Here is a 21,714-nt window from a genome sequence, read left to right as displayed (position 1 = left end):
GTGGGTCGGGCCGCAGCTCAGCGGCGGCGCTTGACCAGCGTGACCGTGCCCGGCAGGGAGGACGAACCGTCGGCGGGGCGGTAGCCGGCCTTCCGGTACGCCTTGAGCGCCTCGGGGCGACCCGACCCCAGGTGCAGCGTGACGCTGCGCGTGCCGTCCGGCGCAGCGGCCTCGGCCTGCTCGACGAGTCGTCGATCCAGTCCGCGACCCTCGAGGTCGGGGGCGACACAGAGTCGGCTGATGGCCCACTCGCCGTCCGGGGACGGCGAGCGCGGGGTGCGGACGGCGCCCACGAGCCGGCCGCCGCTGCGGGCGACCCAGGTGATCGACGTGTCGAGGGACGCCCGGACGTCGTCGACGCTCGCGTGGGCGTCGGGGGTCCCCGAGGTGCCCGCGGCGCCGGCCTCCCGCGCCGCGCAGGCCAGGAGGAGGACGGCCAGCTCCGGCACGTCGCCCGGGGTCGCGGCCGCGATCTCCAGGTCGCCGCCGTCGGCACCGCCGGCGTGCGAGGCGTGGAGCAGGTCCGGGCGACGCGCGGCCGTGCGGGCGAGGCGCTGCTCGTGTCGCCACTGCGCGATGGCGCCGTGGTTGCCCGAGAGCAGCACCGACGGCACATCGCGGCCGTTCCACGAGCTGGGCTTGGTGTAGATGGGGTACTCGAGCAGGCCGTCCTCGTGCGACTCCTCGACGAGCGACTCGGCGTTGCCGATGACGCCCGGGATCAGCCGCCCGATGGCCTCCACCATGGCCAGGACGGCGACCTCGCCGCCGTTGAGGACGTAGTCGCCGAGGCTGACGACCGACACCTCGAGGCCGAGGTCCTCACGGGCGTGGTCGTAGACGCGCTCGTCGATCCCCTCGTAGCGGCCGCAGGCGAACGCCAGCCACGGCTCCAGCGCGAGCTCGCGGGCCAGGGCCTGCGTGAAGGGGCGCCCGCCCGGGCCGGGTACGAGCAGGCGCGGCTTGGCACCCGACGGGTTGTCGAGGGCCAGCACGTGGTCGAGCGCCTCGGCCCACGGCTGCGGCTTCATGACCATGCCCGCTCCCCCGCCGTAGGGGGTGTCGTCGACCGTGCGGTGGCGGTCGTGGGTGAAGTCGCGCAGGTCGTGGATCCGGACGTCGAGCAGGCCGTCCTCGCGCGCCTTGCCGATGAGCGAGAGGTCGAGCGGGGTGAGGTAGTCGGGGAAGATCGTGACGACGTCGAGGCGCATGGCGGCTCGAGCCGCATGGACGTGTCCCGTCGTCACTCGGAGCCCTCGCGGTAGAGGTCGAAGAGGCCGGGCGGCGGGTCGACGACCACGTGGTCCTCGGCGACCGTCGGCACGATCCGCCTGACGAAGGGCACGTATGCCGTGACGCCGTCGGTCAGCGTGACGACGAGGCGGTCCTGCGCCGGGCCGATCTCCAACCCGCTCACGGTGCCGACCCGCTCCCCGCTGGTGTCGCGGACCTCGAGGCCCACGAGGTCCTCCTCGTAGAACGCCTCCTCCTCGGGGGTCGGGGCCGCCTCGGGCAGCACGAGCCGGGTGCCGCGCAGGCTCTCCGCGCCCGTTCGGTCGGGGATCTCCTCGAAGGTGAGCAGCCAGATGCCACGGTGCACCCGCGTGCCGGCGATGGTCAGGGCCTTGGGCACGCCGGACCCCGGGTCCGCCTCGGTGGCGACGACGGTGCCGACGGCGAAGCGCACCTCGGGGTCGTCGGTGTGCAGCTGGACGGTGACCTCTCCGCGCAGGCCGTGGGGTTTGCCGATGCGGGCAAGGACGACGTTCATGGGCCGAATCCTCTCAGGTCGTGAACGGGTCCGGACACGCGAACAGGGGCGCCCCGGAAGTCCGGGGCGCCCCTGGCGGTCACTCTCTGACGGCTCGTCGGCGTGTCTCCGTGAGCCCTCGGCGCTCAGCGCACGCGGTCGGTGTCGACGATGTCGACGCGTACGTTGTTGTTGCCCGCGAGGGCGCCGACGACCGTGCGCAGGGCGCTCGCCGTGCGGCCGGAACGGCCGATGACGCGGCCGAGGTCGTCGGGGTGGACCCGGACCTCGAGCAGCTCACCGCGGCGCAGCTCCTTGCGGCGCACGACGACGTCCTCGTCGTGGTCGACGATGCCCTTGACGAGGTGCTCGAGCGCCTCCTCGAGCATGCTCAGGCCTCGGCCTTCGCGGACTCGTCTGCGCCGGCCTCGGCGGAGGCCTCGGCCGGGGCCTCGGTCTGCTCGTCGGCCTTCGGCTCGGCCTTCTTGGCAGCCTTCTTGCGCGGAGCCGGGCTGTCGGTGCCCGCGTCGCTCTTGCCACCGGCGGCGGCGACGGCCGCCTCGTAGAGGTCCTTCTTCGAGGTCTTCGGCTCCTTGGTCTGGAGCTTGCCCTCGTCGACGACCTTGATGAGGGCCGCGACGGCCTCGGTCGGCTGCGCACCCTGGCTCAGCCAGTAGTGCGCGCGCTCGATGTCGATGTCGATGAGCGACGGCTGCTCGGTGGGGTGGTACTTGCCGATCTCCTCGATCGCACGGCCGTCGCGCTTGGTGCGCGAGTCCATGACGACGACGCGGTAGAACGGTGCACGGATCTTGCCCATGCGCTTCAGGCGGATCTTGACAGCCACTGTGGCGGTCTCCTCAAACAGTCGTGAGCGCGGCGAGACCGGCTGGGTTCAGCCGGGGTGCCGACGCTCGGTGTGTAGGCGTCCGGTCCAGCCGAGAGGGGGCCGGACGGGTACAGCCCTCCATTCTGCCAGACGCCGGGCAGTGCTCCGACCAGCCGGGGCAGGTGACGGCCCACGGAGCGGGCCGTCGACTGCCTAGGGCGTATGCCGTGAGCTCCCTCGGGCGAACGCCGCCCGGACCGCGAGGGCGTGGCGCACGACGTCGCGCTTCGGCACGTCGAACGCCCCGTCGAGGACCGGTACGACCGACGGGTCGAAACCGGCCCGGGCCAGGCCCATGCGCAGGGCCGGCCCCGTCAGCCCGCACTCGAGCACGCCCCCGACGGGTGAGGAGCGCAGCAGGTCGAAGAGGGCCTCCGTGTTCTCGACGACGGTGGAGGAGAAGAGCGGGACCCCCAGCTCGGCGGCGACGGCAGCACCGAGGCCGGTGCCGCCGTAGCCCCCGGCGCGGTGGACGACGCAGGCGAAGCGTCGGGGTGCGTACAGGTGGTAGGGGGCCGCCGGCCAGTCGCTCGAGAGCATCGTGTAGCGGTCGTGGTCGCGCCAGTCACGCCGGCCGTCGGGGCCCGGCAGGTGCAGGAAGTCGCGGGAGAAGCCCTCGTGGACGAAGCCGAGCGACCGCACCAGGCCGGCCGAGCGGTGGTTGGCCGGCTGGATGTTGGCCTCGAGGCGGTGCAGGCCCATGCCGTGCGGCGGCTCCTCGAAGACGAGGTCGAGCACGAGCCGCAGGCCCTCCGCGAAGAGGCCGCGACCGGCGTACGGGTCGTAGGAGTCGTAGCCGACGGTGGCGCTGCGGAAGGCACCCTCGACGACGTTGGCCACGTTGACCCGGCCGACGAGGCCGTGGGAGCCCTCGGGGTCCAGGGCCAGGACCATGAACGTGCGGTACGTCGGCGACTGGTTCTCGAGGACGGTCGGGAGGTTGTGGGGGTTCGGGATCGCGAAGTCGGCGAGCCGCCGTTCCGACAGCGTCACGGCAGCGGCATACGCGGGGATGTCGTCGGCACACGGCGGGCGCACCTCGACGCGCTCCCCCAGTGCCGTGAGCGGGCGCTCCGGACCCACCGACGGAGGCAGGGCGTCAGGCGACAACTCGGCCTCGCAGGACGACCCCCAGCGGGTCCGCGACGGTCGTGACGTCGGCGCGCGGGTCCGCGGCGAGGACGACGAGGTCGGCATCCTCGCCCTCGGCGATGCCCGGTCGTCCGAGCCACTCCCGGGCGCCCCAGGTGGCGGCGGACACGACCTCGGTGTTCGTCAGGCCCGCCTTCGTCAGCTCGACCATCTCCTGCGCGACCAGGCCGTGCGGCAGGCTGCCGCCGGCGTCGGTGCCGACGTAGATCGCCACGCCGGCCTCGTGTGCCGCGCCGACCGTGGCGTAGCGGCGTTCGTGCAGGTCGAGCATGTGCTTGTGGTAGTCGGGGAACCTCTCCTGCGCCGGCGCCGCCAGGGCGGGGAACTGCGCGATGTTGACGAGGGTGGGCACGATGGCGATGCCCTGGGCTGCGAAGGTGTCGATGGAGTCCTCTTGCAGGCCGGTCGCGTGCTCGATGCAGTCGATGCCGGCGGCCGCCAGGTCACGCAGCGACTGCTCGCCGAAGCAGTGCGCCGTCACCCGGACACCCTCCTCGTGCGCCGCGGCGATGGCGGCGGCGACGGCCTGCTGCGACCAGCTCGGCGCCAGGTCGCCCACGTCACGGTCGATCCAGTCGCCGACGAGCTTGACCCAGCCGTCGCCGCGGTGGGCCTCCAGCCGCACGTGGCGCTCGAGCTCGTCCTCCTCGACCTCGTGGGCGAAGTTGCGGATGTAGCGGCGGGTGCGGGCGATGTGGCGGCCGGCCCGGATGATCTTCGGCAGGTCCTCGCGCTCGTCGACCCAGCGGGTGTCACCGGGCTGGCCGGCGTCGCGGATGAGCAACGTGCCACGGTCGCGGTCGGTGAGGGCCTGCTGCTCGGCCTCCTCCCGCGGCACCTCGCCGTGCGGCCCGAGGCCGACGTGGCAGTGCGCGTCGACGAGGCCGGGCAGCACCCATCCCTCTAGGGTCTGCACGTCGGCGGCGTCGGCCGGCGGGGTGAAGGACACCCGGCCCCCGATGACCCAGAGCTCGTCGACGACGTCGTCCGGACCGACCAGCACCCGACCGCGGACATGGAGCACCGGTGCACTCATGCGTCCGACCCTAACGTCCGCGATGCGCGTCTCCCGTGGCGACGTGCGGGAGCGGCGCGAGACGGCTCAGGCGATGGAGGCGATGACCACGAGCGAGACGGCCAGCTGCGCCGCCGCCGCGACGAGCGCGGCCGGGTGGAACTCGCGCTGGGTCACGACCTCGGCCAGGTCGCCGGGCGTCACGAGGTCGAGCAGCCGGAAGGCCACCGCCTGCAGCACGACGCCGAGCAGGCCGAAGACGACGGTCCAGCCGAGCGCCTCACCCAGGGAGCCCGAGCCGTTGGCCCAGATCGCGGCGAAGACGATCCCCCCGAGGCCGAGGAACCCGGAGGCGAGCACGACGGCGGCGTTGAGCGAGCGCTCGGTCCAGATGTGCGCGCCGAGGTGTCCGGGGGTCAGCAGGTCGAGCGCGGCGTACCCGAGCCCGAGGACGGCGATGCCGACCACGGCGTAGACGAGGGCGTATCCGGTGTGGACGAGCAGGTCCATGTGCAGGCTCCAGGGTCGAAGGGAGAGGGCAGAGGGAGAGGGCAAAGGGAGAAGGCAGGCGTGGGGCTCGGGTGGTGACGTGGGTGGGTCGGCCCCACGGGTCAGGGCTCGGCGACCCAGGTCGCGACCTGCTCGGCGCTTGAGCGGGGCGCCAGCATGCGGTGCGGCACGAACCGGGCGCCGGTGTTCGTGACGAGGTTGGTCGACTCGCGGATGCCGAGACCGGCCGGCTTGCCGTCGACCACCCAGGTGCCGAGGACCGGACGGTTGCCGTCGAAGTCGGGCAGCGGGGTGTACTGCTGGTACACCCGTTGCTGCCCGGCGGTGCGCAGCCGTGGCGAGCGCTCCTCGCCGTCGGGGCCCACGACGTCGACGCCGTCGCCCTCCCACCCGAAGAGCGGCTTCGAGGCGTATGCCGTCAGGCCGTGCGGGTGGTCGAAGTACGCCGGCAGCAGGTTGGGGTGGCCGGGGAACATCTCCCAGAGCACGGGCAGCAGCGCCTTGGACCCGGCGAGCAGCTTCCACGGCGGCTCGATCCACTGGGTCGTCGAGGCGCCCCCGAGCAGGTAGGCGCCGAAGGGCGAGTCGAGCATCCACTCGGTGGGATACATCTTGAAGCAGTGCGTGATCGGCGCGCCGTGCACGTCGACGAAGCGGCGCTGCCCGTGGTGCCAGCCGATGTCCTCCATCGTGATGCCGAGCGCCACCAGACCGGCCTCCTGCGCGGTGTCGCGCAGGTAGGCGACCGTGGCCCAGTCCTCGGTCGGCTCGTCCTGGCCCACGGCGAAGTGCACGACCTCGACTCCCGTGCGCGCCCGCATCCGGCGCCAGCCCTCCACGAGCCGCTCGTGCAGCAGGTTCCACTGGTCGTGGTCGGGGTGCAGGTCCTCCAGCCAGAACCACTGGCTCACGGCCGCCTCGACCAGGCCGGCCGGCGTGTCGGCGTTGTACTCGAGCAGCTTCGGGGGGCCGTCGCCGTCCCAGGCGAGGTCGAACCGGCCGTAGACGGACGTTGCCTGCGGGTCGGCGAGGGACCCGGCGAGCCACGCGCCTGCCCCGTCCGGCAGTCCGTGCCGGGCGACGATCTCGGGGTCGTGGGCCATCCGGTGGACGGCCGCGACGGCCATCCGGTGCAGGTCGCCGGTGGCCCGCTCGAGCACCTCGACGTCGGACTCGGTCAGCTCGTAGCAGGCCGACTCGTCCCAGTACGGGACGGCGGCGCCGTCCTCTGCCCGGTCGACGGCATACGTCAGCCCCTGCTGCTCGACGGTGCGCAGCCAGTCGGGACGCGGCCGGCTGGGAAGGCGGTCCACCCTCAGCCCCCGACGGAGAAGCCGTGGCCGGAGAAGCCGCCGCGGGTGACCACGCCGCCCTCCGACCGGAAGCCGGTCCCCCACGACCTGCTCGACGGGGGCGCCGCGAAGGACCCGCCGGAGATGCGGCTGCCGATCGCGGGGGCCGCCACCCCGCGTGGCACGAAGTACCAGCCGTGCCCGCCGTGGAAGCCGGCCGAGTGGTGGTCGTCGCACCGGTCGTCGGAGATGCGGGTCTGGGTGGCCTGGTCGACGCAGACCCCGGCGTAGTCGTTGTCATCGTCCTGCGCGGCCGCGTAGATGCCGAGCGAGGCGAGCGCCACGGCGCCCACCGTGACGGCGGCGGACTTGCGGGTCATGGGCATGCGGGTACGCGTCTCCTCAGCGGCGTGGTGGCCGCGACGCCTCGTCGCGACGGGCCTACGACGTCAGGAGCGCGCCGCCGGATCCCTCCCGGCTCGTCCCGTTTTGCGGCGGCCCAGAGCCCTGCGGCTGAGGTCGAAGGGCGCAGCCACGCTGACGTGTGCCGCCGCGCCCGGTCGGGCCCGGCGGCATACGTGGTCCGTCACCTCGACGACCGAGGGAACGTCGACGTCCGTGTCGTCAGCTCGGCTTCCACCAGACGGAGAACCGCCACGTCAGGCTGGAGCCGACGGCGGCACCCGCGCCGAAGGCGACGGCGCCCACGACGACGGGGATCGCCCAGTGCCGCTTCTTCTCCTGGGTCTTCGCCGGGGTCTTCGCCGGGGTCGTCTCCGGGGTCGTCTCCGAGGTCGGCTCCGCCGGCGCCGTGGCGCCGCCGTCCGCTGGAGCGAGGACGGCGTCAGTTCGGGTGGTTGTGGTCATGGAGGGCCACCTTCTTCGGGGTGTGAGCAGTCCCCTGTCCTCCCTCCATGGTCCCTCTGGTGGCCGACGCGCGCAGGCGCCGTGAGGGATGGTGCCGGGGGTCACACTCCGACGGCCCGGAGGTCAGCTCTTGCCGAGGAACTTCTCGAATACGCAGCATCTAGCGCTGTGCGGGACACCCTCACAAGGCGGCCAATGACGGAGCGCTGTGGAGTGCAATCTCCTCGGTTAGACGAGGCGGCCCCCGCGACGTTGGCGCGTCCGAGGGCCTGACGACGAACCAACCTGAGAGGGGTTCACCGTGGGCACGATCCTAGACGTACTCAGCGAGGCCGGACGCTCAATCGGCACAGTCCTACTCATCCCATCGACTGTGGTCGCGTGTATCTACGGCTTGAGCGGTGCTCGCCGATGACCACCCTCGGCCGCGACGCACTAGCGGCACTCAGCTCGGCTGGCATCACGCCGCGCGAGTGGATCGGCGAATGGTCTACCGATGGCACATGGTCCGGCGACACGTGCGGATGCCCCGACGACCGATGCATCGGGCACCATCACGACGCCCGCCACGCCTGCGGCTGCCTGCCCGCGCTGCTCGAGGAAGCGGCCGCCCTGAGGGCGGCTAAGCGCTCCAAGGCGGCACTGCGAGAGGCAGGGGCCATGGACTAGCGGGCCACGCTTCACGCGGCGTCGGACAGTGCCCTAGCCGCGACACCAAAACAGACGACGCACCCGGGAATCGACCCCCGTTCCTCGAACCGGCGAGGAACGCTCACAGGCCAGCAGTCGACGGCAGCCCGTGAGTCGACGGCCAGCCTTGCCGCCACTCGCGGTGAGGCCATGAGTCGTGGCTGGGAGCGAACAAGCCGGGTCGGCCTTTGGGGGGGTTCGCCACACCCCTGCCCCGCTCGCGGGTCTGCGCCGTGGTGCCCGACTTGTGAGGTATGAAGAAAACGGCCCCGGCCGACGAGGAAGCGTCGGCTCGGGGGCCTAGAACCGAATCAACCTGTTACCGAGGAGAAACGATCATGACCATTAGTGTCTCGCACACCACACCCAGATACGCCACTCGACGACTCAAGCGCGACCGATGCGCTGTCGACGTCTGCATCCTCCCCGACCGCGCAAAGGGGCAGCACGCGCTCTGGATGCGCCTGACAGGTCAGGAGTGCAACGGGGCCGGGCAGTGCGGCCTCAGCACGTCACTGTTCCCCGATGTCGAGGCGTCCTTGGCAGCCAAGCGTGCCGATCGGGCGGGCCGGTGAGCGACGACTTGCAGCGGATGGCGCGTGCATTCGGCGACAACATGGCGGCCCTGCTCGCCAATACCGACCGCCCCATGACGATGGACACACTCGCAGTCGTTAGCGAGGCTGTCGGTGTGCCGGTGTCCGTGCTCGTCTCGCCGGCCTTCGACGTCACCCAGGCACCCGGACGCCCACGTCTCCAAGTAGTCTGACGTCCGCAACGCCTCGACCGCCTCCCCTGTCGGTCGGGGCGTTGTCTTGTCCGTTCGATCGGCGGCCCGCGCTCATCCGTGTTCGGCAAAGATCTCGGAAAAGGCCCACAGGGAAAGAGACGTCCGGCGAGGATGGGCTAGTCAACGCCCTAAGGGTGTAGATGCAGCGGCTGCCAGGACTCATCCCTCCAGGGAGCTTGGCAGTGCGCCGTTTTGGGCGGCGCTGGCGGCGCCTCAATCCCACACCTCTAGAGGCGCCGCCACGGCCATCGCCTGCCCACGCGATGACGTCCCCTACCTGAGAACACGCTGACAGACGGATGGCAGTTCCCACAACGCATTCGACGCGATTCACAGGAAACTTCGCGCACTAGACCGGGACGCATACCTTGCACTTCCCTCGACCTGCATCGCCGCGTGAGCGGGGGGTAAGCGGCGAGTGGCGCACCCCCGACCACCCCCGGGCGGGGGTGTTGCTCTGCTCTCATATGGGGGGCGTCGGTGACTTCGCCGGTCTCGATGTCGAAGTCAGGTGTCACATCGTTACACCTGCATCGAGGTCGCGAGCCGCCGTCATGTGTAGGGGCCCCTACACCTGACCGGAGGTCGTCGGCTACTAGCGACTTGCTGACGCCCAGGTGATACCCGAGGTGTCACCTGGGCCGATCTCCGGCCAATCGCGCCCGTTGTCGGTGTCAGCCAGACCGGCGAAGTCTCCGACGACTACCAGCCCGCCTCATATGGACAGGGGTCTTAGCGATCTGGCATTCTCGCTGTCGCGCCCGCTGAGCCTCCCCTGTCTCGGTCGGGCGCACTCACGCCCTAAGCGGCATCCCCCGGCGCCGTTTGGGGCACCTTGGCGCAGCCCGCCCAGCCCCCCACGGAGCGGGCTGCGCCACATCAGGCCTCGGATGGGATGAGTTCGTCAGCTGCAACCGAAGGCCAGTGGGTCACCTTCCGCGACGAGACACAGATGCGCGGCGCCGTTGTGCCATGGTTCGACATGAAGGCAGAGGCGGCTGACGGTCAGGTGTCACTGTCCTTCCGTCAAAACGGCAACTTCGTCGCCGACTACCGGTTGAGCGACGACCAAGCGGTGGCGCTAGCGGGGCAGATCGTCCATTCAGTGCAGGAGCTTCGGCCGGACGAGGCCGACTAGCCGCCTCAGAAACGCGTGGAGAGAGAAAGCGGACCTATGCCGACGAGTGGTCCGTGGCGCTCGACTGGGGGTGCCTCCCCACCCCTTCACCATGCGAGTCGGACTGTCGGCTTGGGCCAGTGGAAGCCCGGACCGTAGGGGCATTCAGGCGTGGCCGGTCCGGGTGGGCAGTGCAGCATGGGGCATGCGGTTGGCTGTCCGTAGTCGAGGCGGTCGGACTTGTCGCGGTTGCAGTGGAGGTGCGCGAGCTGCCACGCCTTGGTGTCCATCGCGTCTCCGCCCTTGGCCAGCGGGATGACGTGGTCGACTGATGGGCTGTCGGGGTGGGGCCACTTGAGGGTCTTGTCTACCTCGGCGCCGCAGATGCCGCACCACGGTTCGGCGTTGCGGACGAACCGGGCTTTGGCTTCGCGGTATCGGTGGCCGTTGGCTTTGAGGCGGTGCTCGCCTGCCATGTGGGTTGCTCCCTCTGACTCTCTGTGTGTGTTAGCGGACCTATGCCGACGAGGGGTCCGTCGAGGGCTGCTCGAGGACCCCCGGCCGGGTGGGTCCGGGCTGGGCGCTGGCAGGTCTTCGGGGACCAGGAGGTCGTGACTCGACCCTCGCTGCCATCGCTCCCACACTCGCGCGTAGGTGTGGGTGGCGTTCACGCCCAGCCCGGGCGTTGTTGGTTGGTCAGTCGGCGCTGACGTCGAGTCCCATTGCGCCGGCGTACTGGGCGCTGCGGTTCACGGGCGGGGCTGCCGGCCCGGGCTGGGTGGCGTAGGCCGGCGTGGCGCCGAATCCGCCGCGCATCGCTGAGGCGATCTGGTGGCGGGCGGCTGCGGCGCGCTGGGCTTCGCCGTAGACCTGCTCGAAGCGTGCGTCCTGCTCGTCGGGGGTGGGCAGCCAGAGATGGCCGCCGTTGCGGATGAGCCACTTCGTGCCGTCCGCTCCCTGCCCCCAGGGGCGCGAGGCGTACTGCCGGGTGGCGCGTGGCCACAGCTCGTCCATGTTGCGGATCGAGGCGAACTCTCCCTCGGTGTCGAGGGCGGGTCGGGCGCCCAGGTCGGTGAGGACGCGGCGCGCGCCGTAGAGGACGTCCAGCACGCCGATGTGCTCGGTGACGGCCACGAATGCGGCGCGGTCCTTGGCCGGTGCCGAGAGCGCTGCGGCGGGGTCGTCGGCGTACTTGCCGGTGATGGCGCATGCGTCGGTGAGGGCGGCGAGAGCAGCGTCGAACCTGGGCCGCAGGTGTTCGGTGATGATCTCCTCGGCGGCGTCGGCGGTGGCGGCGTTGAGGCGGTTGAGCAGGGCGTCTGCGGCTGCCAGGGTGACGCTCACGGCGTCGGCGTGCGCACGCTGGGCGGCGCGAGTGGCTTCGAGTGTGGTGACGTCGGGCAGGGGGCGTCCGGCCTCGGCAGCGTCGGCCATCTCGAGGACGAGGCGGGCGTGGGTGTCGGACTCGTCGGGGCTGGGGTCGAGCTGGTGCTGCCAGAGTGCTTGGAGTCCGGTGCGCATCTTCGTGAGGCGGGCGGGCAGGGTGTAGTGGCCGTTCTCGACGGCTGCGAACAGGGCCTTGGTGCGGTCGGTGGTGTTCATGCTGTGGGTGCTCCTTGGGTGGGGCTGGGGGTTGTCTTGGGGGTTGTGCGAGGGGTCACCATTCGGTGGCTGCTTCGGTGCGCCGGCTGCGGCGCTGGGCCTTGCTCATCGCTATCTCGGCGGCGCAGCGCTGGCAGCCGGCGCCTTGCCAATTGACCTGGGCGTAGTGCGGCCGGCAGACGTACCCGCGGCGCTGTAGGCGCTGCTCTGCTGCGGCTGTGGCTGCTTCGGTCTCGGCTCGGGTGTCCTCGACCTTGAATCGGCCGCAGGCGTGGCACTTCCAGAGGCGGTCACCCTCCTCCCCGATGCGCCAGCTCATCCGCGACAGTGGGCGGGTGCAGTCGGGCTCGTGGATGAATCGGGGCACGGGGACGCCGCGGACCTGCTCGGGCTCAGATGGCACGGGGCGGGACCTCCTCGCTCGGCTGGGTGGTCGGCGCGGGCTGCTGCTCGACAGTTGGCATCGGGTCGAGGTTGCGCAGGTCGCGGTCGATGGCGGGCGGCGCGTAGTCGGAGATGGGCGGCTCGGGGGCCGGAATCGGGGGGAGGTAGTCGGTGCTCATCGGGTGTTCTCCTGTCAGGCGCTCGGCCACTGCATGGCGGTGGTGATGCGGGCGTAGGTCTTGCCGCTGCCGCTGGTGTTGCGGGCCTGCAGCTCGAGGGTGATGGGGTCACCGATGGCGCCGGGGAGCGCGGCGGGTGTGCCGAAGGTGGTCTGTCCCATGGCGAGGTTGGCGACGGTCGCGGTCGGTCCGAGCTGGGAGCCGTTGGCGAGCAGGCGCACTTCCCCTGCCGCTGTGCCGTCTGCGATGTGGTTCGCGACGGCGTACAGGCGGGCGCTGCTCTTGTAGGTCAGGGCGCTTGCGACGGTGACCCATCCGGTGGTGGTGTTGTTATCCCAGGTGGCCCACGACATGCCCGAGAAGGGGATCGGCGCGAGGGGCCACGCGGCGCCGCTTCCGGTGCTGTCCTCGGTGATGAGGGGCTTGCCGTTGGAGTCGAACAGGCGCAGCCGTTGCACGGCCTCGAGCAGCGTGTCGTCGTCGGCGAACACGAGCGCGGGCTGCCCATTGAGGCGGGTCAGCGTCATGCCGAAGCCATTGGTCACATATCCGCCAAGGTAGGCGTACTGCCGGCCCTGCAGGTCGTTGGCGAGCATCGAGCCACCCGCAGGGAACGACAGCCGGCCGACGTCCGCGATGTTGAGGTCGCCGTCGACAGTCAGGCCGTTGTCGCCGTTGGGGGCCATGCCGGTTCCGGTGTACGGCGAGCGACGCGCGAGGTCGTCCACGCGGCGTTTGAGGGCGACAATCTCGCCGGTGAGGGAACGCCAGGGGTCAGGTTGCTTGCTCATGCTGCTGTGTCCTTCTTGGTCTTGGGGGGTTGTGGGGATCGGTCGCGGCCGGCCCAGACGCCGAACCGCTCTCTGGTCTCGTCGGCGGCGGCGGCGCACTCGGTGATGCACGGGCAGCCGTCGCATCGGCGGGCGGCTTGGGTGCGCGTGTTGGGGTCCTCTGAGATCCAGTCGTCCGAGCCGGCGCAGGGGATGCGCAGACCGGCGTCGGCGGCGTCCTCGAGAGCTCTAGCGAGGGCTTCGTGGGCGCTCATGGGGCGCCTCGCTGGCAGGAGGGATGCACGGTCACGCCGGGGCGGAGGCTGCCGCCACAAACGGGGCACTTGGGCGCGACATCCACCACGGCCACTCGGACGTGGTAACCGAGCGTCGCGCCACAGTCGGCAGACCTATGGCCGGTGTAGTCAGCACTCGGGCCACCGTGGACATGCGTCTGACCGCAGTGCGGGCAGCAGACCCACACCATGACCCAGCCGGAACGCTGGGGGTTCGGCACCACGGCGTACGGGGTGACGCTCGGCGCGGCGGTCATGCTGCCGCCTCGCAGCCCGCGCGATGGCCTTGGGTGGCGACATGGAATCCGCAGCCGGGACAACGGCCGGGGCCCGACACGAGGGGGAACGGTCGGGTTTCGCTGGTTTCGGGGGTTTCCCTTCCCCATTGAGGGAGAGAGGCCACGTCCTCCGGGTGCGTGATACCCCAAGGGGTATCTTGGGTTACCCCCCCTCCTAGGTCATGTGAAACGACAGGGAGGTAGCGGCTCCAGGCGTCCGCGAGGTCGTCTCGTCGGTAGCCCTTGCGGTTGATGGCCTTGAGCTGCCTGGGGCCGATGCCGTACTTGCCCAGACGGAACGCGAGGCCGCGGGCGTCGAGCGGCTTGCCCTTGAGGTCGTCCCACGGCGCCTCGTCGAGCCGATGCAGTGCGTCGAGAAGTTCGTCGGTGCCCATGTGCTCGGCGCCCTCGAACACGCGGCGAATGTCGGCCAGCAGTCGGATGCCAAGCCCGCCTCTCTCCTGCCGGGAAAGCGAAACCAGCGAAACCGCCGAAACCCTCGCTCGGTCGGGCCACTCGCGCCCAGCCGCGTCGGCTATCGCGATGAGCGGTTCCCACACGTCGGCGTCGCGGTCCTCGATGCCTGCGGGAAGCTCGGGCCATGCGCCCTCGAGCTCCGAGTACCGAGAGTGCACCCACGAGGCGAGCCGGTCGCGCAGCTCGTGGCCCGGGGTCTCATGGACGCGGCGGCGGTAGGGCTGCACTCGCTCGTGCGGTGCCCGACGTCGCATCCTGACGAGGACGGCGCGCGTTGCGATGGTGTCCGGCAGATCGTCAAGGCCGGCCAGGGCTACGGCCGCGAAGGACGGGAAGTCCTCGACCTCAACACTTTTGCCCTTGATGACACATCGGCCAGAGGTCGCGCCGCGGCGGTATCCGGAGTTGATCAGGCCGCGGACCTCTTCGTTGTCCGACTTGGCCTTGGGGCCAAATACGGTGTCGATCTCGTCGAACAGGAGCGTTGGCCGGTTCTCGTCTGCGAGCCGTCGAATCAGATAGGCGGGAGTCGCGTTCACCGTCAGGACGGGGTTGGGGACCAACATTTCGACGATCTCGAGGGCGCGAGTCTTGCCACTGCCCGGCTCGGGCGAGAGGAAGGCGAGGCGCGGTGTCGTCTCGAAGGCGTCGACACTGTGCGCGTGTGCGATCCACAGGACCGTGGCCACGCGCGTCTCCTCGGACGGGAAGGCCACGAACCGAGACAGCATCGCCTCGACCTCGTCGAGCAGGTCGGCGCCGTAGTGCGGTGGTTCGAAGGGGTCCGGCACGGGGCCGTCGTAGTAGTCGCTCATCGGGCATCACCGCGCCGGGGCCGGACGTCGTAGCCCTGCCGGTCGAGCTGGGCGAGGACGTCGGCCACGCGCTCACGGCGCAGCCACCATCCGCGGGAGCGGTTGCTCCAGAGGGCTGGCACATGTGCGGCTCGGAGTGAGTCGCCCACCGGGCCACGCACGAGGACGTGCCTGGGGTCGGTGCCGTCGTAGATGTAGACGCGCATCATGCCGACCGCCGCGCCGAGTAGTCACGGCGGATACGCTCGAGCTCGTCATGCGTGGGGACGTTGGCGAGCGTGTGCACGACGCGGGCAGCGTTGCGCCAGAGGGCTGCCGCCTCGTCGTCCGCGAGCTGGCGGCCGCGCTCGACGCCGGCGACATATCCGGACGCGTAGCCCTCGGAGAAGGCGACGAACTCGGGGCCGGTGTAGTCGGTCAGTGGCCGGCCGGCCGCCCAAGGCTGCTGGGACGCCATTGCGGTACAGTGAGGGTGATCGAGCGGCTTGCCAGCAGCGAGATTCTTTACCCCGAGGTCGCCCGCCTCGGGGTTTCGCTTGTCCAGCATCAGGCCGACTCACCACCCATGGCTGACAGCTCTGCCTCGGCAGCCTGTGCGGCCTCGGTGGCCTCGCGGGCCTTGCGACGAGCCTGAGCCGACTTCAGCGCCAGCCGGGCGAAGTGCGCCTTACGTAGATGTTCGGCTCGCTCGGGGTCGCCCTCGGCCTGGGCCAGGAACTTGGCATCCAAGGCGGCGCGGGCGGGCGCGGTGCGGGCACTGCGGTCCACGGTGTTGGCCCACGACGAGTGGGCCATGACACGGCCAAGGAGAGACCGTTCACTTTGGTTCATCTGGGAGTCCCTAGACGCACGAACGCCGAGCGCGAGAGAGTCGATCTGCGACTCCTCGAACCCGGCGGGGGGTGGTACTCCCGTCAGTTCTCAGTGGCTACCCACCCCAAGCGGTCTAGGACCGCTAGGCCTCTTTGGCGTCTCGCCGAAGCGAGATCTCCCCTAGTTCCGGACTCCTTGGCCGGCCACCTAACGGTGGCTGGTCCTCTTTATGGGCCTCGGGCTTCCCGGACGTTCGGGGGACACTGAGCACTCGGTATTCTGTTGTGGTATCGATTAAATCACAACGTTGTACTTCGCAGCCGTGGCAGTGCGCCTGTCAAGGAAAAATCTCATATATTGGACTAAAGTTCCCCCAGGTTGAGCCGGGCAGCCTCTTCGGCAGCCCGCTGCTCGGCTCGAGCTCGGGTGTACCGCATGAGCATGTCGGGCCGACTCCAGCCGGCCACGCTCATGAGACCGCCCTCGGAGCCGCCGGCGGCCAGCCACCGATGAGCGGCCGTGTGGCGCATGCGGTGCGGGTGGAAGCCTTCGATCCCAGCAGCCAGGGCGCGACGCTCCAGGGCGTCATACAGGCCGGCATACGCAAGGACGTTCCGTCGAGCGCCCAACCAGAACGAGGGCGAGGACGCCAACGACTGACGGCGTCTGGCGCGGACGTAGGCGCCGATGGCCACTGCGGCTTGTGCGCTGAATGGGGCACGCCGGCCGCGGCGGGCCTTCGACTTGTGCACTTCCACAAACGGCGGGTCGGCAGTCCAGTGCACGTCGTCAACTGTCAGAGCCAGCACCTCTCCCGCTCGCAGACCCGTCTCCACCATGAGGCGGATCAGGGCCTCGTCGCGTACGTCGAGGAACTGTCGCTCTCGGGTGGCACCTTTCGGGGTTCTGCATGTCGCCAGCAGGCCACGTATCTGCTCATCGCTTAAGGGATGCACGAGCTTCGTGTCCATCGTCGGTGGAGCGACACCCAGGAACGGGTCCACGTCGAGCTCGTTGACCGAGGCGAGCCACTTGGTGAACTGCTTCACAGCCGTGAGCCGGCCTCTGGCGGTCGAGCCTTCACGGCCGCGGTCGAGCAGGTCGGCCAGGAAGGCGTCCATCGTGCGCCGTGACATCGGCGCCAGGTCCACCGACTCACAGAACGTGAGGAACTGCCCCACGTTGCGCAGGTAGACGCGGATCGTCTCGCGGGACTTCCCCGAGGCGCGCAGCGACACGGCCCATGACTCGGCCAGCTCGCGCAGGTCTGGGACGGTCAGCTCAGCATCCGACATGCCCGTGAGATTAACATTTCCTTGGGTAGATGCGCTGTGCTGTGCTAACGTCCCCATCACCAAGCACGAAACACGCTCAAAACGGGCCTAGCTCTTACCGAGGAACTTCTCGAAGCCCTTGGGCAGGTTCGAGGGGTCGAACCCGGCCAGCGGGTCGCCGTCCTCCTGACCCGCGGCCGGGGCGCCGAAGGCGCTCGCCGAGGCCCGTCCGGCTGCCGCCTTCTGTGCGGCGGCGCGCTCCTCGGCGGCCCGCTTGGCGGGGTTGCCGCTCTTGCTCTTCCTGCGCTGGGGCTGCTGCTTGCCGCGCTTGCCCGAGCCCGGGATGCCCGGCATCCCGGGGATGCCGCCGCCACCGCCGCGCGCCATCGACTTCATCATCTTCTGCGCCTGGCCGAAGCGCTCGAGCAGCTGGTTGACCTCGGTGACGGTGACGCCGGAGCCCTTGGCGATGCGGGCGCGGCGCGAGCCGTTGATCTGCTTGGGGTGCGTGCGCTCGAACGGCGTCATCGAGCGGACCATGGCCTCGACGCGGTCGAACTCGCGGTCGTCGAAGGCGTCGAGCTGCTCACGCATCCCCTGCATGCCCGGCATCATCTTGAGCATCGACTTCAGCGAGCCCATCTTCTTGATGGCGTTCATCTGCTGGAGGAAGTCCTCGAAGGTGAAGTCCTCCTCCGCGAGGAACTTGCGCGCCATCTCGTCGGCCTGGCGCTTGTCGAAGGCCTTCTCGGCCTGCTCGATGAGCGTCAGGACGTCGCCCATGTCGAGGATGCGGCTGGCCATGCGGTCGGGGTGGAACACCTCGATGTCGGTGACCTTCTCACCGGTGGAGGCGAACATGATCGGCTCGCCCGTGATCTCGGCGACCGACAGGGCCGCGCCACCGCGGGCGTCGCCGTCGAGCTTGGAGAGCACGACACCGGTGAACGCCACGCCCTCGTGGAAGGCCTGGGCCGTCTCGACGGCGGCCTGGCCGATCATGGCGTCGAGGACGAAGAGCACCTCGTCGGGCGAGATGGCGGCGCGGATGTCGGACGCCTGCTGCATCAGGTTGGCGTCGACGGCGAGGCGGCCGGCAGTGTCGACGATGACGACGTCGTACTGCTTGGCGCGGGCCTGCTCGATGCCCATCTGCGACACGGCCACCGGGTCGCCGAAGGAGCGGGTGCCCTCGCCGGAGTCGAGGACGGCGTCGTGGCCGCCCATGTTCCCGCGCTCGGGCGCGAAGACGGGGATGCCGGCGCGCTCGCCGACGACCTCGAGCTGGGTGACGGCGTTGGGGCGCTGCAGGTCGGCGGCGACGAGGAGCGGCGTGTGGCCCTGGTCCTTGAGCCACTTGCCGAGCTTGCCGGCGAAGGTCGTCTTGCCCGAGCCCTGCAGGCCGGCGAGCATGATGACGGTCGGTGGCTGCTTGGCGAAGCGGATGGTGCGCGTCTGCCCGCCGAGGATGGCGACGAGCTCCTCCTGCACGATCTTGACGACCTGCTGGGCGGGGTTGAGCGCCTGGCTGACCTCGGCCCCGAGGGCGCGCTCGCGCACCGCGCTGGTGAACCGCTTGACGACGGGCAGGGCGACGTCGGCGTCGAGCAGGGCGAGGCGGATGTCGCGGATCGTCGAGTTGACGTCGGACTCCGAGAGCCGGCCCTTGCCACGGAGGTTCTTGAACGTCGCGGTCAGGCGGTCAGACAGGGATGCAAACACCCGGCAAGGTTATCCGTTCCACGGGGCACCTCCGACTCGCCGCCCCTTCGCCCGTATGCCGGCACGTAGGGTCGCGTGGGTGAGCGACCCCAGTGCCAGCCCCGTCCCCACCCCGCCACCCTTCGTCGACAAGGTCGCCTGGGTCCAGGTCGTGGACCGGCGACTGCTCGTGGCCCGCAGCGCCGGCCGCGAGCTCTTCTACCTGCCGGGCGGCAAGCGCGAGCCGGGCGAGAGCGACACGCAGACCCTCGCGCGCGAGATCGAGGAGGAGCTGGCGGTCGCCATCGACCCGGCGACGGCCGTACACGTCGGGACCTTCGAGGCGCCCGCCGACACCCGCCCGGACGGACGGCCGGTGCGCCTGACCTGCTACACGGCGGAGCACCGCGGCGAGCTCGTCCCCTCGAGCGAGATCGAGGAGATCGCCTGGCTGACGGTCGCCGACGGCCACCGCGTGTCGGCCGCAAACCGGCTCGTCCTGGTTTATCTGCACGAGGCCGGCCTCCTCGACTGATGTGCACCGGCCCCGCGACGGCCGCCTCCTCAGGCGGCGTCGCAGGTGTCGATGATCATCGCCACGGCCTGCGCGGCGCGTGCCGGCGCGAGCTGGCCGCCCCCGAACTCGGTCACGTAGAAGGTGTCCAGGGTCTGGCCGGCATACGTGGCGATGTGCGCGGAGCGCACCGAGAGGGACGCGCGGGCGAGCGTGATCCCGATGTCCTGCAGCAGGCCCGGCCGGTCGGTGGCCCGCACCTCGATGACGGTGGCGGTGTCGGAGGCGCTGGTGATGACCATCGCCCGCGTCGAGTCGACCGAGCCGGAGCCGGGGCTGCGCACCGCCGCGGACCGGCGGCGCTGCAGCCGGCCGAGCGGTGAGCGGTCTCCGCCCGCCACCCGCCGCAGGTCCCGGGCGATGACGTCGGGCAGCGGCGTCTCCCCGCCCGGGGAGTCGACCCACCACTCGTTGACGGCGAGGCCGTCGACGGTGCGGACGATGGCCGAGCGCACGACGAAGCCGTGCGCAGCCAGCAGGCCGGCGGTGTCGGCGAAGAGGCCCGCACGGTCACGGTCGACGATGTCGAGCCGGTGCGCCCCGCCGAGCGAGGTGACAGTGACGTAGGCGTCGCCGGACGCGACGCGCTCCAGGGCGTCGTCGGACAGCGCCAGGGCGTCGGTGGGTTCCACGACGAGGGCCCTCTCCTCGGGGGTCCGGGCGGCCAGGGTCGCCCGGCAGGTCTGGTAGAGGCGCTGCACCAGGCCGGCGCGCCAGTCGCTCCACGCCTTCGGCCCGGCGGCGGAGGCGTCGGCCTCGGTCAGGGCACGCAGCAGGTCGAGCGTCGTCACGGAGCCGTCGACGGCCTCGGACAGGGCGGCGATCGTGGCCGGGTCCTCGGGGTCGCGGCGCGTTGCGAGCTCGACGAGGGTCAGGTGCTCGCGCACGAGCCGGACGACGGTCTGCCGGTCGGCGTCCGGGACGCCCATCCGCTGCAGCGCGGTGTCGGCGAGTCGGGCCCCGGTCGCGGAGTGGTCGCGGGAGCCGGCGACCTTGCCGATGTCGTGCAGCACCGCGGCGAGCATCAGCAGGTCGGGGCGAGCCACGTCTCGGACCATCCCGCTGGTTGCGACGACGGTCTCGACGAGGTGGCGGTCGACGGTGTGGCGGTGCACGGCGTTGCGCTGCGGCCGGCTGCGCACGGCTCGCCACTCGGGGATCCACCGCTCGACGACGCCGGCGAGGTCCAGGCCCTCCCACACCGTGACCAGCCCGGGGCCGGTCGCGAGCAGGTCGGCGAACAGGTTGCGCGCCACCTCGGGCCACGGCTCCGGCAGCGTGGGAGCGCTGGCGGCGAGGTTGCGCAGGGTCGTCGGCGACAGCGGTATGCCGCCCCGGGCCGCCACGACGGCCGCGCGCAACGGGATGACCGGGTCGGACGTCAGGTCGGCCGACGGCCCGAGGACCGCCTCGCCGTCGTGCCGGTAGAGGCCGTAGCCGAGCGGGGCCAGCTGCGGGCGACGGGGGCCCACGCGGAGCGTGCGGGCGCGCTGGGACTGCATGGCCCGGCGCAGGGTGCCGTCGACGGCATACGCGATCGTGCGGGCGGAGGTGGAGAGGTCGGTGAGGAGGTCGTCCGCGTCCGGGTAGCCGAGCAGGGCGGCGCACGCGTCCTGGTCCTCGCGGGTGAGCCGGTCGCGGCCGCGGCCGGTCACCACGTGGATGGCGTCGCGCACGTCGAGGATGCGCTCGTACGCGTCGTCGACCTCCCCGTGCGGCCGGTCCGTCAGCCAGGCCGAAGTCAGGGCCCGCAGGACCGACATGTCGCGCAGCCCCCCGTGCGCCTCCTTCAGGTCGGGCTCGACGAGATGGGCGAGGTCACCCTGGCGGGCGTGGCGCTGCACGACCGACTCCTGGATCTCGGCGAGCCGGGTACGGGCGTTGGCGCGCCAGTCATGGGCCACGGTGGACCGGGCGGCGTTCACGACGTCGGCGTCTCCGGCCACGTGGGTCAGGTCGAGCAGCCCGACGGCGGCCGAGAGGTCGTCCGACGCGACGGCCCTGCAGTCGGCGACGGTGCGGACGCTGTGGTCGAGGCGGACGCCGGCGTCCCAGATCGGGTACCAGAGCTTGTCGGCGAAGGCGCCGACCTCCTTGCCGGACAGGCCCCGGGGGTGGTGCACGAGGACGAGGTCGTAGTCGCTGAGCGGACCACTGTCCCCACGGGCGAGGGAGCCGACCGCGGCGAGCGCGACCCCCTCGTGGCGACGCCCGGCGCACGCGTCGCGCCACAGCTCCTGCAGCCAGCCGAACCCGAACTCGGCGAGCGCCCGGCGCCGGGTCTGGCCGGCGCCGGGCGTCGCGAAGGTGCGGGTGCCGGCGAGGTCCAGGCGCATGGTGGTCACGTCCGTCATGTCAGCTCTCGCCGTCCCCTCGTCGTCATCTCTTGTCGTGCTCGGCTGCTCGGCTGCTCGGCTGCTCGGCCTGCTCGGCCGGCCGGCGGGTGGCCGGCCGAGCTGCAGCTGCGGGTGGTGGCTCG

26 protein-coding genes are annotated in these 21,714 nt (G+C 71.0%); 3 read left to right on the top strand and 23 right to left on the bottom strand.

What is annotated here, in order from left to right; translation table 11 throughout:
* Positions 1 to 17: 17 nt before the first annotated feature.
* From trmD to ABD241_RS03290, 10 genes are all read right to left on the bottom strand, one after another.
* Positions 18 to 1,211, bottom strand: coding sequence for a tRNA (guanosine(37)-N1)-methyltransferase TrmD (trmD, locus tag ABD241_RS03335; RefSeq protein ID WP_344058401.1), 1,194 nt, complete (start codon positions 1,209 to 1,211; stop codon positions 18 to 20).
* Between the two features lie 32 nt (positions 1,212 to 1,243).
* The gene (gene rimM, locus ABD241_RS03330) at positions 1,244 to 1,771 is read right to left on the bottom strand and encodes a ribosome maturation factor RimM (protein ID WP_344058399.1); all 528 of its coding nucleotides are present in this window, start codon (positions 1,769 to 1,771) and stop codon (positions 1,244 to 1,246) included.
* A 125-nt stretch (positions 1,772 to 1,896) separates the two neighbouring features.
* Entirely contained in the window at positions 1,897 to 2,139 is a 243-nt protein-coding gene (locus tag ABD241_RS03325) for an RNA-binding protein (protein WP_142184219.1), read from the bottom strand.
* A 2-nt stretch (positions 2,140 to 2,141) separates the two neighbouring features.
* Entirely contained in the window at positions 2,142 to 2,597 is a 456-nt protein-coding gene (rpsP, locus tag ABD241_RS03320) for a 30S ribosomal protein S16 (protein WP_142222350.1), read from the bottom strand.
* Between the two features lie 195 nt (positions 2,598 to 2,792).
* Entirely contained in the window at positions 2,793 to 3,722 is a 930-nt protein-coding gene (locus ABD241_RS03315) for a GNAT family N-acetyltransferase (RefSeq protein ID WP_344058396.1), read from the bottom strand.
* Between the two features lie 16 nt (positions 3,723 to 3,738).
* Positions 3,739 to 4,827: an amidohydrolase family protein gene (locus tag ABD241_RS03310; RefSeq protein WP_344058394.1), complete on the bottom strand. Its 1,089-nt coding sequence runs from the start codon at positions 4,825 to 4,827 to the stop codon at positions 3,739 to 3,741.
* Positions 4,828 to 4,893: 66 nt separating this feature from the next.
* Positions 4,894 to 5,316, bottom strand: a complete 423-nt coding sequence (locus ABD241_RS03305; protein ID WP_344058392.1) for a DUF350 domain-containing protein — start codon at positions 5,314 to 5,316, stop codon at positions 4,894 to 4,896.
* Positions 5,317 to 5,417: 101 nt separating this feature from the next.
* A complete protein-coding gene (locus ABD241_RS03300) occupies positions 5,418 to 6,629 on the bottom strand; it encodes a glutathionylspermidine synthase family protein (RefSeq protein ID WP_344058390.1) in 1,212 nt (403 codons plus the stop codon).
* A 2-nt stretch (positions 6,630 to 6,631) separates the two neighbouring features.
* Complete coding sequence (locus ABD241_RS03295; RefSeq protein ID WP_344058388.1) at positions 6,632 to 6,988, bottom strand: hypothetical protein; 357 nt, start codon at positions 6,986 to 6,988, stop codon at positions 6,632 to 6,634.
* A 244-nt stretch (positions 6,989 to 7,232) separates the two neighbouring features.
* The gene (locus ABD241_RS03290; RefSeq protein ID WP_344058386.1) at positions 7,233 to 7,475 is read right to left on the bottom strand and encodes a hypothetical protein; all 243 of its coding nucleotides are present in this window, start codon (positions 7,473 to 7,475) and stop codon (positions 7,233 to 7,235) included.
* Positions 7,476 to 8,736: 1,261 nt separating this feature from the next.
* Between ABD241_RS03290 and ABD241_RS03285 the strand changes: the two genes are divergently transcribed.
* Both ABD241_RS03285 and ABD241_RS03280 read left to right on the top strand, forming a co-directional pair.
* The gene (locus ABD241_RS03285; protein WP_344058384.1) at positions 8,737 to 8,934 is read left to right on the top strand and encodes a hypothetical protein; all 198 of its coding nucleotides are present in this window, start codon (positions 8,737 to 8,739) and stop codon (positions 8,932 to 8,934) included.
* Positions 8,935 to 9,850: 916 nt separating this feature from the next.
* Entirely contained in the window at positions 9,851 to 10,093 is a 243-nt protein-coding gene (locus ABD241_RS03280; protein WP_344058382.1) for a hypothetical protein, read from the top strand.
* 86 nt (positions 10,094 to 10,179) lie between these two features.
* Here ABD241_RS03280 and ABD241_RS03275 read toward each other — a convergent pair whose 3' ends face one another.
* From ABD241_RS03275 to ffh, 12 genes are all read right to left on the bottom strand, one after another.
* Positions 10,180 to 10,548, bottom strand: coding sequence for an HNH endonuclease (locus ABD241_RS03275; protein WP_344058380.1), 369 nt, complete (start codon positions 10,546 to 10,548; stop codon positions 10,180 to 10,182).
* 220 nt (positions 10,549 to 10,768) lie between these two features.
* Positions 10,769 to 11,674, bottom strand: coding sequence for a hypothetical protein (locus tag ABD241_RS03270; RefSeq protein WP_344058378.1), 906 nt, complete (start codon positions 11,672 to 11,674; stop codon positions 10,769 to 10,771).
* Between the two features lie 55 nt (positions 11,675 to 11,729).
* Positions 11,730 to 11,993 carry a hypothetical protein gene (locus tag ABD241_RS03265; RefSeq protein WP_344058376.1) on the bottom strand — a complete coding sequence of 88 codons (264 nt, stop codon included), beginning with the start codon at positions 11,991 to 11,993 and terminating at the stop codon, positions 11,730 to 11,732.
* Positions 11,994 to 12,066: 73 nt separating this feature from the next.
* The gene (locus ABD241_RS03260) at positions 12,067 to 12,237 is read right to left on the bottom strand and encodes a hypothetical protein (protein ID WP_344058374.1); all 171 of its coding nucleotides are present in this window, start codon (positions 12,235 to 12,237) and stop codon (positions 12,067 to 12,069) included.
* Positions 12,238 to 12,251: 14 nt separating this feature from the next.
* Complete coding sequence (locus ABD241_RS03255; protein WP_344058372.1) at positions 12,252 to 13,028, bottom strand: hypothetical protein; 777 nt, start codon at positions 13,026 to 13,028, stop codon at positions 12,252 to 12,254.
* Positions 13,025 to 13,282, bottom strand: coding sequence for a WhiB family transcriptional regulator (locus ABD241_RS03250; protein WP_344058370.1), 258 nt, complete (start codon positions 13,280 to 13,282; stop codon positions 13,025 to 13,027). The genes ABD241_RS03255 and ABD241_RS03250 overlap by 4 nt, the downstream gene beginning before the upstream one ends.
* 274 nt (positions 13,283 to 13,556) lie before the next feature.
* Positions 13,557 to 14,873, bottom strand: coding sequence for a DUF3631 domain-containing protein (locus tag ABD241_RS03245; RefSeq protein WP_344058368.1), 1,317 nt, complete (start codon positions 14,871 to 14,873; stop codon positions 13,557 to 13,559).
* Complete coding sequence (locus ABD241_RS03240; RefSeq protein ID WP_344058366.1) at positions 14,870 to 15,079, bottom strand: hypothetical protein; 210 nt, start codon at positions 15,077 to 15,079, stop codon at positions 14,870 to 14,872. Before ABD241_RS03240 ends, ABD241_RS03245 begins: the two co-directional genes overlap by 4 nt.
* Positions 15,079 to 15,330 (bottom strand): FliH/SctL family protein, encoded by a 252-nt coding sequence (locus tag ABD241_RS03235; RefSeq protein WP_344058364.1) that lies wholly within the window; start codon positions 15,328 to 15,330, stop codon positions 15,079 to 15,081. Before ABD241_RS03235 ends, ABD241_RS03240 begins: the two co-directional genes overlap by 1 nt.
* A gap of 89 nt (positions 15,331 to 15,419) precedes the next feature.
* A complete protein-coding gene (locus tag ABD241_RS03230; protein ID WP_344058362.1) occupies positions 15,420 to 15,668 on the bottom strand; it encodes a hypothetical protein in 249 nt (82 codons plus the stop codon).
* 380 nt (positions 15,669 to 16,048) lie between these two features.
* A complete protein-coding gene (locus ABD241_RS03225; protein ID WP_344058360.1) occupies positions 16,049 to 16,981 on the bottom strand; it encodes a tyrosine-type recombinase/integrase in 933 nt (310 codons plus the stop codon).
* Between the two features lie 87 nt (positions 16,982 to 17,068).
* Positions 17,069 to 18,682 (bottom strand): signal recognition particle protein, encoded by a 1,614-nt coding sequence (gene ffh / locus ABD241_RS03220; protein WP_344058358.1) that lies wholly within the window; start codon positions 18,680 to 18,682, stop codon positions 17,069 to 17,071.
* A 79-nt stretch (positions 18,683 to 18,761) separates the two neighbouring features.
* On the opposite strand from ffh, the gene ABD241_RS03215 reads away from it, so the two are divergent.
* On the top strand, positions 18,762 to 19,196 hold the full coding sequence (locus tag ABD241_RS03215; protein ID WP_344058356.1) for an NUDIX hydrolase: 435 nt from the start codon (positions 18,762 to 18,764) through the stop codon (positions 19,194 to 19,196).
* Positions 19,197 to 19,225: 29 nt separating this feature from the next.
* On the opposite strand, the gene ABD241_RS03210 is transcribed toward ABD241_RS03215, so the two are convergent.
* Positions 19,226 to 21,589 carry a [protein-PII] uridylyltransferase gene (locus tag ABD241_RS03210; protein WP_344058354.1) on the bottom strand — a complete coding sequence of 788 codons (2,364 nt, stop codon included), beginning with the start codon at positions 21,587 to 21,589 and terminating at the stop codon, positions 19,226 to 19,228.
* Positions 21,590 to 21,714 lie beyond the last annotated feature (125 nt).

It is taken from the genome of Terrabacter lapilli (assembly GCF_039531305.1).
GTDB lineage: Bacteria > Actinomycetota > Actinomycetes > Actinomycetales > Dermatophilaceae > Terrabacter > Terrabacter lapilli.
The sequence above is the reverse complement of the archived record's forward strand: the minus strand, read 5'-3'. Positions and strand labels throughout refer to the sequence as shown.